This window comes from Streptomyces deccanensis, assembly GCF_022385335.1.
GTDB lineage: Bacteria > Actinomycetota > Actinomycetes > Streptomycetales > Streptomycetaceae > Streptomyces > Streptomyces deccanensis.
This window is the reverse complement of sequence record NZ_CP092431.1, coordinates 2,881,818-2,895,538: the sequence shown is the minus strand read 5'-3', so window position 1 is coordinate 2,895,538 and position 13,721 is coordinate 2,881,818. Positions and strand designations below refer to the sequence as shown.

Annotated in this window: 11 protein-coding genes and 2 pseudogenes; 2 read left to right on the top strand and 11 right to left on the bottom strand. The window is 71.8% G+C overall.

Translation table 11 applies throughout. The features are described 5' to 3' along the window. Positions 1–7: 7 nt before the first annotated feature. From L3078_RS12905 to glnA, 6 genes and pseudogenes are all read right to left on the bottom strand, one after another. On the bottom strand, positions 8–1,231 hold the full coding sequence (locus L3078_RS12905; RefSeq protein ID WP_239753583.1) for an RNA-guided endonuclease InsQ/TnpB family protein: 1,224 nt from the start codon (positions 1,229–1,231) through the stop codon (positions 8–10). Between the two features lie 212 nt (positions 1,232–1,443). After that, positions 1,444–1,674 (bottom strand): annotated as a pseudogene (gene pspAB, locus L3078_RS12900) (PspA-associated protein PspAB); the annotation flags it as partial. 118 nt (positions 1,675–1,792) lie between these two features. Beyond that, positions 1,793–2,698, bottom strand: a pseudogene (gene htpX / locus L3078_RS12895) (zinc metalloprotease HtpX); the annotation flags it as partial. 169 nt (positions 2,699–2,867) lie between these two features. Next, the gene (locus L3078_RS12890) at positions 2,868–4,298 is read right to left on the bottom strand and encodes a hypothetical protein (RefSeq protein ID WP_239753582.1); all 1,431 of its coding nucleotides are present in this window, start codon (positions 4,296–4,298) and stop codon (positions 2,868–2,870) included. Positions 4,299–4,306: 8 nt separating this feature from the next. Next, positions 4,307–4,564 carry an SCO2583/SCO2584 N-terminal domain-containing protein gene (locus L3078_RS12885; protein ID WP_239753581.1) on the bottom strand — a complete coding sequence of 86 codons (258 nt, stop codon included), beginning with the start codon at positions 4,562–4,564 and terminating at the stop codon, positions 4,307–4,309. A gap of 117 nt (positions 4,565–4,681) precedes the next feature. Continuing rightward, a complete protein-coding gene (glnA, locus tag L3078_RS12880; RefSeq protein ID WP_239753580.1) occupies positions 4,682–6,091 on the bottom strand; it encodes a type I glutamate--ammonia ligase in 1,410 nt (469 codons plus the stop codon). A 198-nt stretch (positions 6,092–6,289) separates the two neighbouring features. Between glnA and L3078_RS12875 the strand changes: the two genes are divergently transcribed. Beyond that, positions 6,290–6,757 (top strand): RDD family protein, encoded by a 468-nt coding sequence (locus L3078_RS12875; RefSeq protein ID WP_239753579.1) that lies wholly within the window; start codon positions 6,290–6,292, stop codon positions 6,755–6,757. Positions 6,758–6,830: 73 nt separating this feature from the next. Here the strand turns inward: L3078_RS12875 and L3078_RS12870 are convergent, their stop codons facing one another. The 4 genes from L3078_RS12870 to lipB form a co-directional block, all read right to left on the bottom strand. Next, positions 6,831–7,532 carry a DUF4191 domain-containing protein gene (locus L3078_RS12870; RefSeq protein WP_239753578.1) on the bottom strand — a complete coding sequence of 234 codons (702 nt, stop codon included), beginning with the start codon at positions 7,530–7,532 and terminating at the stop codon, positions 6,831–6,833. 127 nt (positions 7,533–7,659) lie between these two features. Beyond that, entirely contained in the window at positions 7,660–7,863 is a 204-nt protein-coding gene (locus tag L3078_RS12865; RefSeq protein ID WP_239753577.1) for an SCO2195 family GlnR-regulated protein, read from the bottom strand. Between the two features lie 291 nt (positions 7,864–8,154). Next, positions 8,155–9,120: a lipoyl synthase gene (lipA, locus tag L3078_RS12860; protein ID WP_239753576.1), complete on the bottom strand. Its 966-nt coding sequence runs from the start codon at positions 9,118–9,120 to the stop codon at positions 8,155–8,157. A gap of 296 nt (positions 9,121–9,416) precedes the next feature. Continuing rightward, the gene (gene lipB / locus L3078_RS12855) at positions 9,417–10,208 is read right to left on the bottom strand and encodes a lipoyl(octanoyl) transferase LipB (protein ID WP_239753575.1); all 792 of its coding nucleotides are present in this window, start codon (positions 10,206–10,208) and stop codon (positions 9,417–9,419) included. A gap of 398 nt (positions 10,209–10,606) precedes the next feature. Between lipB and L3078_RS12850 the strand changes: the two genes are divergently transcribed. Then, positions 10,607–12,046, top strand: a complete 1,440-nt coding sequence (locus L3078_RS12850) for an NsdA family TPR-like regulatory protein (RefSeq protein WP_239753574.1) — start codon at positions 10,607–10,609, stop codon at positions 12,044–12,046. A 143-nt stretch (positions 12,047–12,189) separates the two neighbouring features. Here L3078_RS12850 and L3078_RS12845 read toward each other — a convergent pair whose 3' ends face one another. Further along, positions 12,190–13,587 carry an NAD(P)/FAD-dependent oxidoreductase gene (locus L3078_RS12845; protein WP_239753573.1) on the bottom strand — a complete coding sequence of 466 codons (1,398 nt, stop codon included), beginning with the start codon at positions 13,585–13,587 and terminating at the stop codon, positions 12,190–12,192. Between the last annotated feature and the right edge of the window lie 134 nt (positions 13,588–13,721).

Sequence of the window (13,721 nt, the reverse complement as noted above, 5' to 3'; positions counted from 1 at the left end):
TGTGCCGCTACGCGGCACGGTTTCCGGTCGGGAATCCGTGGCTTCCTGTTTCTTCGCGCTGTGCCGGAATTGCTCCCGGTCTTACCGGCGCTCCGCAGGCCGATACCGCCAGTCCGGCGGCCGTCTTCACGTTGATCGCGGCGTTGATGTCCCGGTCGTGGACCGCGCCGCAGGCAGTACACGTCCATTCCCGCACGTGCAGGGGTTTGGGCCCGTCCACCGCGCCGCAGGTCGAGCAGGTCTGCGAGGTCGGGGTGAACCGGCCGATCGTGATCAGGGTGCGTCCGTACCTGGCCGCTTTGTACTTCAGCATGCTGGTGAACGAGGACCATCCGGCATCGTGCACGGACTTGGCCAGCCTGGTGCGGGCCAGTCCCGCCACCGACAGGTCCTCCACGGCGATTCCTTGGTTCTCGGAGATCAGCCTGGTGGAGAGCTGGTGGTGGAACTCACGGCGTGCGTCGGCGACCTTGGCGTGCGCGCGGGCGACCTTCAGGCGGGCCTTGGCCCGGTTCTTGGACCCCTTCTGCTTGCGGGACAGCTCGCGCTGGGCCCTCTTCAGCTTCTTCTCCGCGCGCCGTAGGAAGCGCGGGGATTCGATCTTCTCTCCGGTGGACAGGACGGCGAAGTGGGTCAGGCCGAGGTCGATGCCGATGGTGGTGCCGGTGTCGGGCATCCGGGCGGCGTCGGTGGCGGGGTCGGTGTTGATGACGAAGGACGCGAAATACCGGCCGGCCGCGTCCTTGATAACGGTGACGGAGGTGGGCGTGACAGGCAGCGTGCGGGACCATTTCACCTTCACCGTGCCGATCTTCGGCAGGCTCAGCCGTCCGCTGCCGGTGATGCTCCAGCGGGCGTTGGCGGTGAACCGGATCGACTGCCGGTTGTCCTTGCGGGACTTGAAGCGGGGCGTGCCGACCTTCGGTCCCTTGCGGGCGCCCTTGAAGGAGGCGAAGAAGTTGCGGTACGCGCTCTCGGCATCCCGCAGGGACTGCTGCAGGACAACTGCGGAGACCTCGCCCAGCCAGGACCGCTCCGGCGTTCGCTTCGCCTCGGTGACCAGCCTCCTCGACAGCTCTCCCGCCGTCGGGAACGGCTGCCCGGCCCGGCGGGCGTCCTCCCGGGCACGCACCGCGTCGTTGAACACGACACGGGCGCACCCGAAGGCCCTGGCCAGCGCGGTGCGCTGACCGGCATCCGGGTACAGACGGAAGCTGTACCGGAGCTGCATGACGATCACACTAGGGAGATCGCACACGCGTCACCATAGGGAACAGGTGAACGAATCATCACCCTGACCCTCTCGCCCTCCCGTCCCCACCGCAGTGTCCGGCACGCCGGAGCAACGCCGCGACGCTCCGCGTCGCCGTCATCAGATTCGCTTCACCCCGGCCTGAAGGCCGGAGCACTGCGAATGAATCCCGGTAGCCGTCCCTCGACCCCGACCGGCGGCCCGGTCCGCCCCGCGTCCGCGTCGAGCAGGGCCCGCACCTCGCGCCGTACGCCGTCGAAGGCCGCGCCCTCGACCGTCGCGAAGCACACCGCGCCCGTGCCGGTGGGGGTGAGGGAGCCGGCCGCCTCCAGGGCGACGGCGGCCGAGGGGAGGGCGAAGAGCCGGTCGAGGTCGGGTGCGACCGGCTTCGTACGGCCGAGGAGGATGTCCAGCAGTCCCATGCCGTCAGCCCGCCTTCCCGGACCCGGGCTCCACGGACCCGCCGACCCCCTCCGACCCGCCGACGCCCTCCGACCCACCGGCCCCCTCCGACCCGCCGACGCCCTCCGACCCACCGGACCCCGGCGCGGCGGCCGCGTCCAACTCGCCCGAGATACGGGCCAGTTGGTCGAGCCGCTGCTCCAGTGGCGGGTGGGTGGCGAAGAAGTGGGCCAGATGGGGGTGGTCGCCGAGCGCGGGGGTGAAGTAGAACGCGTTGAAGGCCTGTGAGGTGCGCAGGTCCCGGGTGGGGATGCGCGCGATGTCGCCGGTGACCTTGGTGAGGGCGGAGGCGAGCGCCGAGGGCCGCCCGGTGAGCAGGGCGCCCGCCCGGTCGGCGGCCAGCTCGCGGTACCGGGACAGCACCCGGATCAGCAGGAAGCTCAGGACGTACACGGCGGCGGAGACGCCCATGATCACGCTGAACACGACGGCGGTGTTCTGGTCCCGCCGCCCGCCGAACATGTGCGAGTAGAACGCGGTCCGGACGACGAGCCCGGCGAGCACCCCGAGGAACGAGGCGACCGTCATGACGGCGACATCGCGGTGCGCCACATGGGACAGCTCGTGCGCGAGCACACCCTCCAGCTCGTCCGGCTCCAGCCGCCGCAGCAGCCCGGTCGTCACGCACACCACGGCGTGGTCGGCGTTCCGCCCGGTCGCGAACGCGTTCGGCATCTCCATGTCGGCCACGGCGACCCGCGGCTTCGGCACGTCCGCGACCGCGCACAGCCGGTCCACGACCCCGTGCAGCAGCGGATACTCCTCCGGCTCCACGATCCGCCCGCGCATCGCGTACAGCGCGACCCGGTCCGAGTACCAGTACTGCGCCCCCAGCAGTCCCGCCGCGATCACCACGACCAGCACCCAGGACCTCAGCAGCGCGATCAGCACGGCCACGAACACGACATAGAGCAACCCGAGCAGAAACAACGTGACCGTCATCCGCAGGGCCAGCCGAGGATCACTCCGGAACCGCTCAGACATCCGTACCACCCCGCACTCAGGCAGCAGCTCGTCCCGCTTCCATTGTGCGCCCGGGCAGCCCCATGAACCGGTCGCGATCGGCCCCCACCAGGGCAAAGGACTCTCCGCGTTTCCGTAAACCCGGGCCCGGTCGCTCGCTCGGTCGAACCCGGTGTCGCCGCCGGCCCGGTCAGGCGCCGAGCCCGGCCTCCCGCTTCCGCAGCCGCAGGACGTGGTCGCTGAAGAGGTGACGGCCACGATCGAGCAACGCGCCCACCTCCGGGTCCCCGAGCCGCACGTCCGCCGACGGACCCCACCCCTGCACGGACTGCCCGGCCCAGGTCCGCAGCCTGTCGTCCTCGTCGTCCAGCAGCGCGACGGCCGCCCGCAGCCGTGCGACGCCACCGCGCGCGTCCAGCAACCGGAAGGCGGCCACCCGTGCGTGCCGTGGCCGCTCGGCCCCGAGCCGTTCCGCCAGCCACTCCTCGGGCAGCCGTTCCGCCGACGGCAACAGCGCGGCGGTCGCCTCGCGCACGACCCCGGGTTCGGGATCGTCGAGCAGGGGCCGCAGCAGCCGTACGTCGGACACGTCCAGCAGCCGCAGGGCCGCCACGGCACGGGCCCGTACGCCGGCCGCCGGATGGGCCAGCAGCGGCCACAGCAGCCCCGCGTCCGCCCGCTCCCCGCACTCGGCGAGCCCGATGACGTTCCCCGGCCGCAACGCCGGGTCGTCCGCCGCCGCGCACCAGGCCCGGTACAGCGGCGCCGGATCGGTCCCGTACCGCCGTACGACATACCGCGCGCAGGCCCGTACCAGGGCGGACCGGTCGCCCAGGAACGCCACCGCACCCTCCGGCCGCCCGGCCCGCCGCAGCGCGGTGACCCCGGTGGAGCGGGCGCGGGGGTTGCGGGCGCCGAGGAGCGGTCCGAGCACGTCGTCGTACGACTCCTCCGCTACGGCGGCCAGCGCGGCGTCCGCGCACAGGTCCTGGACGACGACGTCGCCGTCCCGGGCGGCGGCACGGGCGAGCCCGGCGGGGGAGAGGAGCCGTTCCTCGATCGCCAGCCGGTAGGCGAAGCGGCGGACGGCGGGGTCCGGCGCCGTGAACAGGGGCGCGAACCGGTCCAGCGGGGCCCGGCGGAGCACCTCGGCGAGCAGCCCGACGGCGAAGGCGCCCCGGTCGCGGCGGCCGACGAGCAGGACCAGAGGGGCGAGGGTGACCGCCGCGTCCGCGTCGAGCGCCGCACGCAGCAGGGAGCGGGCCCGCTCCCGCACCGGCCCGGCCCAGTCGGCGGCCCGGACGACGACCAGCGGCAGCAGATCCGGGTAGGCCGTGGCAGGCCGCAGCGCCGCCTCACGCACCCTGCCGTCGTGGTGGCACAGGGCGAGTGCGAGGCGCGCCTCGGTCGGTTCCGCCCGGCGGGCGAGGACGCCGGGCCAGGTGCGCCGGCCCTCCACCTCGTCCCGCGTCGGCAACAGGTCCCGGGCGACCCAGCAGCGCGTGCCCGCGTCCAGGTCGAGCCAGGCGCCCGGGGCGGTGAAGTCGACCGAGTCCCGCAGCTCCCCGCCCCGCACGAGCCGCAGCGCGGCCTCGCCCCCGCCCCGGAGGTCCTCGCGCATGTACGGCCTCAGTACGAAGACCGGTAGTTGACGTATCCGATCAGCGCGATCAGTCCCGCCACGCACCCGAACACGATCACCGTCGACACCCAGGACGACCGGCGCGGCTCCCTCGGCCCCGGATCGGCGCGGAAGGGCTGCGGTGCGGGCGGGTTCTCCTTCCAGCGGGCCGCGAGCATCCGGGCCCGCGCGGAGGGCTCCTTGTGCTCGGCGCCGTCCGCCCACTTGATGTCGAACTCCCGCTCGTCGTCGTCCTGTTCGGGCATCCCCATGTCTCCCCGTCATCTCTCTCGAACAGCCGTGCCAGAACCATACGACGACGCCCCCGTCCCGAGAAACGGGAACGGGGGCGCCGCCGTGAAGGCGTACGGACTACGCGTCGATCACACGTCGAAGTACAGCTCGAACTCGTGCGGGTGCGGGCGCAGCTGGAGCGGGGCGATCTCGTTGGTGCGCTTGTAGTCGATCCACGTCTCGATCAGGTCCGGCGTGAAGACGTCGCCCTGGAGGAGGAACTCGTGGTCGCGCTCCAGCGAGTCGAGGACGGCCGGGAGGGAGGTCGGGACCTGCGGGACGCCCGCGTGCTCCTCGGGGGCCAGCTCGTAGAGGTCCTTGTCGATCGGCTCGGCCGGCTCGATCTTGTTCTTGATGCCGTCGAGGCCCGCGAGCAGCAGGGCCGAGAAGGCGAGGTACGGGTTGCCGGAGGAGTCGGGCGCGCGGAACTCCACACGCTTGGCCTTCGGGTTCGAACCCGTGATCGGGATACGCATGGCCGCGGAGCGGTTGCGCTGCGAGTAGACCAGGTTCACCGGGGCCTCGAAGCCCGGCACCAGGCGGTGGTACGAGTTCACCGTCGGGTTGGTGAACGCCAGCAGCGACGGGGCGTGCTTGAGGATGCCGCCGATGTAGTAGCGGGCGGTGTCCGACAGGCCCGCGTAACCGGCCTCGTCGTAGAAGAGGGGCGAGCCGCCCGACCACAGCGACTGGTGGACGTGCATGCCCGAGCCGTTGTCACCGAAGATCGGCTTCGGCATGAACGTCGCGGTCTTGCCGTTGCGCCAGGCCACGTTCTTCACGATGTACTTGAAGAGCTGCAGGTCGTCGGCCGCGGCGAGCAGCGTGTTGAACTTGTAGTTGATCTCGGCCTGGCCGGCGGTGCCCACCTCGTGGTGCTGACGCTCGACCTGGAGGCCGGACTTGGCCAGCTCCAGGGAGATCTCCGCACGCAGGTCGGCGAAGTGGTCGACCGGCGGGGTCGGGAAGTAACCGCCCTTGTAGCGGACCTTGTAACCGCGGTTGTCCTCCAGCGCACCGGTGTTCCAGGCGCCCGCCTCGGAGTCGATGTGGTAGAAGGACTCGTTCTCCGAGGTCTTGAAGCGCACGCTGTCGAAGACGTAGAACTCGGCCTCGGGACCGAAGTACGCGGTGTCCGCGATACCGGTCGACGCGAGGTAGGCCTCGGCCTTCTTCGCCACGTTCCGCGGGTCACGGGAGTACTGCTCGCCGGTGATCGGGTCGTGGATGAAGAAGTTGATGTTGACCGTCTTGTCGCGGCGGAACGGGTCGACGCGCGCGGTCGTCAGGTCGGCGCGCAGCGCCATGTCGGACTCGTGGATGGCCTGGAAGCCGCGGATCGAGGAGCCGTCGAACGCGAGCTCCTCGGCCGGGTCGAAGGCCTCGGCCGGGATCGTGAAGTGCTGCATCACACCCGGCAGGTCGCAGAAGCGGACGTCGACGAACTTGACGTCCTCGTCCGCGATGAACTTCTTGGCCTCGTCGGCGTTCTGGAACATCCAGCTCCTCCTACTCCCGACGTCTCCTGCCGGGGTGGTAGTTCGTTCGTGCGGCCAGTGCGGTGGCACACGCTGCTCTCGACACTAGGGACGGGTGATTTCTCGTACGTGACCCATTTGTTTCGCACAAGTTAACCGGACATCCCGCCCGGCACCCCACCTGTCCGTATGGCAGAACGGTCGCAGTACCGTGTTCGAGTGGACAAGAGGCAAGCAATCGGATCGTGGCTCTCCGGCCCCCGTGACGCCGCGGAGGCGGCCGGAGTCGACTTCGGATACAGGGGAGAGCAGCTCGGTCTGCCGGAGGAGGGGCCCGGCTCCATCGCCCGCCCCGGCCGCCGTCTCGGCGCACTCGCCGTCGACTGGGGCCTCTGCCTCTTGATCGCATACGGCCTGATCACCGACGGCTACGACCAGGCCACCAGCAACTGGGCCCTGCTCATCTTCTTCCTGCTCCACGCCCTGACGCTGGGCACGGTCGGCTTCACTCCCGGTAAGCGCCTCTTCGGCCTGCGCGTCGTCGCCCAGGACACCGGCACGGTCGTCCCGTGGCGCGCCCTGGCCCGCTCCGCCCTCCTCTGCCTCGCCATCCCGGCCCTGGTCTGGGACCGCGACGGCCGCGGCCTCCACGACCGCCTGGCCCGCACGGTGGAGGTGCGGATCTAGCGCCTCGACGAGGCCGTACGACGATGGGGGCGCCCGGAGTGATCCGGGCGCCCCCATCGTCGTACTCATGTCGTCAGCGGGCCTTCGGGCCGCCCTTCGGCATGCGCATGCCCTTGGGCATCGGGCCCTTGGGGAGCGGCATGTTGCTCATCAGGTCGCCCATGGCGCGCAGCCGGTCGTTGGTGGCGGTCACCTGGGGGCCGGAGAGGACGCGCGGCAGCTTGAGCATGGTCGTGCGGAGCTTCTTCAGCTCGATCTGGCCCTCGCCCGTGCCCACGACCAGGTCGTGCACGGGGACGTCCGCCACGATGCGGGCCATCTTCCGCTTCTCGGCGGCCAGCAGGCTCTTGACCCGGTTCGGGTTGCCCTCGGCGACCAGGACGATGCCGGCCTTGCCGACGGCCCGGTGCACCACGTCCTGGCTGCGGTTCATCGCCACCGCGGGCGTCGTGGTCCAGCCACGGCCCACGTTGTCCAGGACCGCCGCGGCGGCACCCGGCTGGCCTTCCATCTGCCCGAACGCGGCCCGCTCGGCCCGCCGTCCGAACACGATCGCCGTCGCGAGGAAGGCGAGCAGGAAGCCCAGGATGCCGAGATAGATGGGGTGACCGATCAAGAAACCGATCGCGAGGAAGACACCGAAGGTGATGATTCCGACAGCCGCGAGTACAAGACCGATCTTCTTGTCGGCCCTGCGGGTCATCTTGTACGTCAGAGCGATCTGCTTGAGTCGCCCGGGGTTCGCAGCGTCCGCTGCGGGTTCCTTCCTCGCCATGGCACGAAGTCTACGTGTCCGCGAAAGCGAGGACGACGGCGGTGCCGGTGGGGACCGGGGACCGGCGGCTGCGCTGGGGGAAGCGACGCCGGGCGGCGGCGGTGCCGGCGTGGTGCGGCGGTCTGCGTCAGGAGGTGCGCGAGGCGACGACCGCCTCGAGGACGCGCTCGGTCTCGACGCGGTCCTTGGCACGGCGGCGGTCCTCCAGGACGGAGGTCCAGGCGTTGCGACGGGCGGTGCGCTGGCCGCTGCTCATGAGCAGCGACTCGACGGCACGGAGTGCATCGGTGAACGACGGGATCGCTGTGGCGCGAACGGGCGCGGCCTGCATGAGAGGTCCCCCTCGGGATGGCTGCTCTGGCTAGGACCCTGTACCGGGCGTGAAACCAGGGTCACTGATTGGTGTTACCAGGGCGTGACCGGCCGGTCAAACGCCAGTGAAGCCTTGATACGCGGCTTTTAAACCTCGACGCGGCCCTGACGCTGCCCTCATCTGCGAGGACGGTCAGGACCGCGGTCAATCGGCCATTACCGGCGAGTAGCCTCTTGTGCTCAGATTCACACGAATCGGGTGGCACTCCGTGCCATTCGGCGTAAGGGTCGGAGAGGGGGTCGCGCGGGGTCAGACGGCCTGCGACGCGACGTACGCGCCCCGCTTCTCGACGGCCATCTGGTACAGGCGGCCGGCGCGGTACGAGGAACGGACCAGCGGGCCGGACATCACGCCGGAGAAGCCGATCTCGTCGGCCTCCTGCTTCAGCTCGACGAACTCCTGCGGCTTGACCCAGCGCTCCACGGGGTGGTGCCGGACGCTCGGGCGCAGGTACTGCGTGATGGTCACCAGCTCGCAGCCCGCGTCGTGCAGCTGCTTGAGCGCCTCGCTGACCTCCTCGCGGGTCTCGCCCATGCCCAGGATGAGGTTCGACTTCGTGACCAGACCGTAGTCACGGGCCTCGGTGATGACCTTCAGGGAGCGCTCGTAGCGGAAGCCGGGGCGGATGCGCTTGAAGATCCTCGGGACCGTCTCGACGTTGTGCGCGAAGACCTCGGGGCGGGAGGCGAAGACCTCCTCCAGCAGCTCCGGGACGGCGTTGAAGTCGGGCGCCAGCAGCTCGACCTTGGTCTGGCCGTCCGCGCGCTGCGCGGTCTGCTGGTGGATCTGGCGCACGGTCTCCGCGTACAGCCAGGCGCCGCCGTCCTCCAGGTCGTCGCGGGCGACGCCGGTGATGGTGGCGTAGTTCAGGTCCATGGTGACGACGGACTCGCCGACGCGGCGGGGCTCGTCGCGGTCCAGCGCCTCCGGCTTGCCGGTGTCGATCTGGCAGAAGTCGCAGCGGCGGGTGCACTGGTCGCCGCCGATGAGGAACGTGGCCTCGCGGTCCTCCCAGCACTCATAGATGTTGGGGCATCCGGCTTCCTGACAGACGGTGTGGAGCCCCTCGCTCTTCACGAGGCCCTGCATCTTCGTGTACTCGGGGCCCATTTTCGCCCGGGTCTTGATCCACTCGGGCTTGCGCTCGATGGGGGTCTGGCTGTTGCGGACCTCCAGGCGCAGCATCTTGCGTCCGTCGGGTGCGACTGCGGACACATTGGCTCCCTGTGCTTCGATTCTTCGGCGTCCACCAGGGTACGCCCGTACGGTTCTCGGTCCCCGGGGTGGGCAACCTTCGGCTTCGAGGCGGCATTCCCCGCCCCGCCGCCCCTACCCGTCCCATCCCAGGGGCTGCGCCCCTTCGACCCCCGGGCGTCCGTCCGGTGGGGCTTCTCGCGCAGTTCCCCGCGCCCCTTACCGGCATGGGGCGCGCCCGGGGTTTTCAAGGGGCGCGGGGAACTGCGCGACCAGCTCCCACCGGACCCGCACCCGCCGACGCGCCCCGCCCCCGGCTACGCCGACGCCCGTTCCACCACCCGCGGCTGCAGGTCCGCGTTCTCCAGAACGTCCCGCAGGTGGCGCTCGACCACCGGCAACACCTCGGTGATCGTCACGTCCCGACCCAGCTCGCCCGCGAGCGACGCCACCCCTGCGTCACGGATGCCGCACGGGATGATCCGGTCGAACCACTTGTTGTCGGGGTTCACGTTGAGCGCGAAGCCGTGCATCGTGACCCCCTTCGCCACCCGGATCCCGATCGCCGCGATCTTGCGGTCCTCGCGCCGCTGCCCGGCGTTGGAGGGCGCGTACTCCGGCCCGTTCATCCGGGGGTCGAACTCGTCGTCGGTCATCCGGGGGTCGAGGTCCAGCGACAGCCCGCCGAGCCGCTGCTCGACCGGATCGCCGAGCACCCAGACACCGCTGCGGCCCTCGACCCGGGTCGTCTCGACGCCGAACTCCGCGCACGTACGGATCAGGGCCTCCTCGAGCCGCCGTACGTGGGCCACCACGTCCACCGGGCGGGGCAGCTTCTGGATCGGGTAGCCCACCAGCTGGCCGGGGCCGTGCCAGGTGATCTTGCCGCCGCGGTCGACGTCGATCACGGGCGTGCCGTCGAGGGGGCGCTCGTTGTCGGCCGTGCGCCGCCCGGCCGTGTAGACCGGCGGGTGCTCCAGGAGCAGCACGGTGTCGGGGACCTCGTCGGCGAAGCGCGCCGCGTGCACCCGGCGCTGCTCGTCCCACGCCTCCTGGTACTCGACCATCTCCGCGCCGAACCCCATGCGGACGAACCGCAACCCACTCACGGCAAGCGCCTCCCTCGGCGGTACCGCCGGGCGGCGGACCGCGATAGCCCTGTGGCTCTGTCAGGCGCGTGCAGCGCCCAAGCCACTGTACGACCGTACGACCGCGACCTGTTCGAGCGGCCTCCGCCCGCCGCCGTACGCGGCGCGGGGGTGCGGGCCGACGCTCGTCGTACGCCGCGGCCGCCGGGCGTACGAGGGGCTCAGCCGGCGCGTGTCGGAGGCCGTCCACGTCAGCCGTGCGGCAAATCCTCACACGATCGGATGAATGGACGCGGAAGTGTGCGATCGGACGCTTACTCTCCGCTACATTCGCGCCGTTCACAAGGCCGCAAAAGGCTTCTCACCAGGCAATCCGGGAAACCCCGCCGACACCCGGAAGGCAGGAGACCGCACCGCAGATGACGGAACGACCCGCGCAGCGCACCCCCAACCGCCAGCTCGCCGCCCTCATCGCAGAAGCGGGGTTCTCGAACGCGGGACTAGCGCGCCGTGTGGACCAGCTCGGTCTCGAACACGGCCTCGACCTCAGATACGACAAGACGTCGGTCACCCGCTGGCTGCGCGGTCAGCAGCCCCGGGGGACGACACCCGCACTCATCGCCGAGGTGTTCACCCGCCGCCTCGGCCGCCGCCTCACCGCCCAGGACCTCGGCCTGGACGCCTGCGCCCCCGTCTACGCGGGCCTGGAGTTCGCCGCGACCCCCGAGGAGGCCATCGACATCGTCGGCGGCCTGTGGCGCAAGGACTCCGGCAGCCACGCCGAGCTCCGCAAGATCGCGTTCACGCCCGCCGGGCTGGTCGTCCCCAGCCGCGACTGGCTGATCGGCCGGGCCGACGACCGGGTGGGGCGCGGTGATCCGGCGGCCACCCGGGTCCCCCCGCAGGGCCGCCCGGTCGTCCCCCGGCAGCGCAGCCAGACCGAGCGCGGCCCCGGCCAGAAGGTCACCGGCGGGGACATCGCCGCCCTCCGCTCGGTGGGCGAGCTGTTCCGCGCCCTCGACGACGCCTACGGCGGCGGCCACGCCCGCCAGGCCCTCGTGCGCTACCTGGAGCACGAGGCCGAGCCCATGCTGCGCGGCGCCTACGGCGAACAGATCGGCCGACGGCTGTTCGCGGCCGCCGCCGACCTGACCCGGCTGGCCGGCTGGACCTCGTACGACATCGGGGCGCACGGCCTCGCCCAGCGGTACTTCGTGCAGGCGCTCAGGCTGGCGCAGGCGGCGGGGGACCGGGCGTACGGGGCGTACGTGCTCGTCACGATGAGCCGTCAGGCGGTCTATCTGGGGCACGGCCGGGAGGCCGTGCAGCTCGCGCGCGTCGCCCAGCAGGGTGTCGGGTCGGCCGTGCCGCCGGTGGTGCAGTCGCTGCTGCACTCCGTCGAGGCGCGCGGCCACGCGGTGCTGGGCGAGGTCCGGGCCTCCACGGCCGCGCTGGTCCGCGCCGAACGCGCCCTGGAGACGGCCCGCCCCGGGGACGAAGTCCCGTACTGGGCGCGGTTCTTCGACGAGGCGCAGCTCGCCGACGAGTTCGGCCACAGCCACCGCGACCTCCAGCAGTACCGCGCGGCCGCCCAACACGCGGAACGCTCGCTGCAGTTGAGGGCACCCGCCTACGCCCGCAGCCGCCTCTTCTGCCGTGTCGTCCTCGCCTCCGCCCGCCTCGGCCTCGGCGAACTCGACCAGGCCTGCCAGCTCGGCGCGGAGGCCGCGGGCCAGGCCGCCGAGATGCGGTCGGTCAGGGCCGTGGAGTACGTCCGCGACTTCGAACGCCGACTGGAGCCGTACCGGGACGCGGCCCCCGTACGGGGCTACCGGGACAAGGTGGCGGCGCTGCTGTAGGCGCGCGGCACACGACAGGGGCGCCCGGAGGAAACTCCGGGCGCCCCTGTGCCGTTCAGGCCGTCCACGCCGCTCCACGAGGCCCCTGGGGCCGTGGACGGGTCTCCACGGGCCCCCACGGGTCCCGGTGGCCCCGCGCGGTCTCACGCGGCCGTTTCCAGCGGTTCCTCCAGGAACGTGGGGTGGGCGTCCAGGTCGGTCAGGACGGCGTGGGCGGCCCGGCGGGCGGAGTGGAGCGCGCCCTGCACGGTGCTGGTGTCGCGGTGGTCGCCGCAGACGTAGAGGCCGGCGAGGAGCCGCACCGGGCGGCGCAGATCGTGCGGCGCGGGCATCGCGGGGACCGCCTCGGGAACGTGGTACGCGGCCAGCAGCTCCCAACGGGTCGTCGACGTGCGGTAGAGGCGGGCCAGTTGGGCGCGGACCGTGGCGTCGAGGTGCGCGGCGTCCGGGGGAGTACCGAGCACCGTGGAGGTGATCAGGGCGCGGCCCGCCGGCGCCCGGCTCGGGTCGACCTGGCTGATCACCGCCGTGTGCGAGACGGGCCCGCCGCGGTCGGCGTCGAGGAGCAACGCCGGTTCCGTCAACGGGGGTTCGTCCGTGGCGTGGTGCAGGACCGTCACCGGGTGGAACCCCGGCACGCGCAAACCGGGGAGCAGTTCGGCGGCGGACCGGGCGTCCGTGGCCAGCACCACGGCCCGGCAGGCGAGTTCACCGTGGTCCGCCGTGGTCACCGAGGTCGTGCTGATGGCGGTCACCCGCACCCCCGTACGGACCGACCCCGGCGGCAGCGCGGCCGCGAGGAGTTCGGGAAGGGTGTCGGCGCCGCCCTCCGGGACGCAGAGCCGGCCTGTCGCGTAGGTGTGCAGGGCCAGGTCGGCGCAGCGGCTGGAGGTCGCCAGCGCCGGGTCGGCGAGCAGCGCGGTCAGCAGGGGACGGACGAAACCGTCGATCGTCCGGGGTGGGAAGCCCCGGGTCGCCAGGGCCTGGGAGGCCGGGACCTCGGCCCGGGTGAGGAGCCGTTCGGGCGCGGTCGCGGCGAGCCGGGCCAGGGCCATGGCCAGTCGGGACTGGTCGGCGGGGGCACCCAGCCGACCCGGTCGGGTGCCCGTGGCCCTGGCCTGGGCGCGACCCTGGTTCCGAGGGAGCCTGGGGGCGCTTGCGAGGGCGCGTGCGGCCGTGAGTGCGCCCCTCGCGCTCCGCAGCACCGGGGTGGCGCCGGCCCGCTGATGACGGCCGTCGGAGTGCAGCAGGACGCCGGGGGCGAACGGGCGCAGGGGCAGGGTTTCCATACCCGGGGTGCGGCGCAGTTCCGGGTACGACGTGGACAGCAGATGCGTCGTCCGGTCGAGGCGGAAGCCGTCGATCTTCTCGGTGGACATACGGCCGCCGACGGCGGGGGCGGCCTCCAGGACGAGGGCCCGCAGACCCGCCCTGGTCAGATGTCCGGCCGCAGCGAGGCCGGCCACGCCGGCTCCTACGACGATGACGTCCACGTCCCGCGTGTCCGCCTGGTACGCCGACTGGTGCACCGACTCAAGCACGTGCCCCTCCCGAGGTCGCGCGGCTGCGGGGACGTTATGCCCCCAACACCCATCTGAAATACCTGAGTTCGGCACGAGAGTGAAGGTGGGGGCCGGGTCCGGGGAAGGAGCGTGTGACCTCGCACGGGGGCATG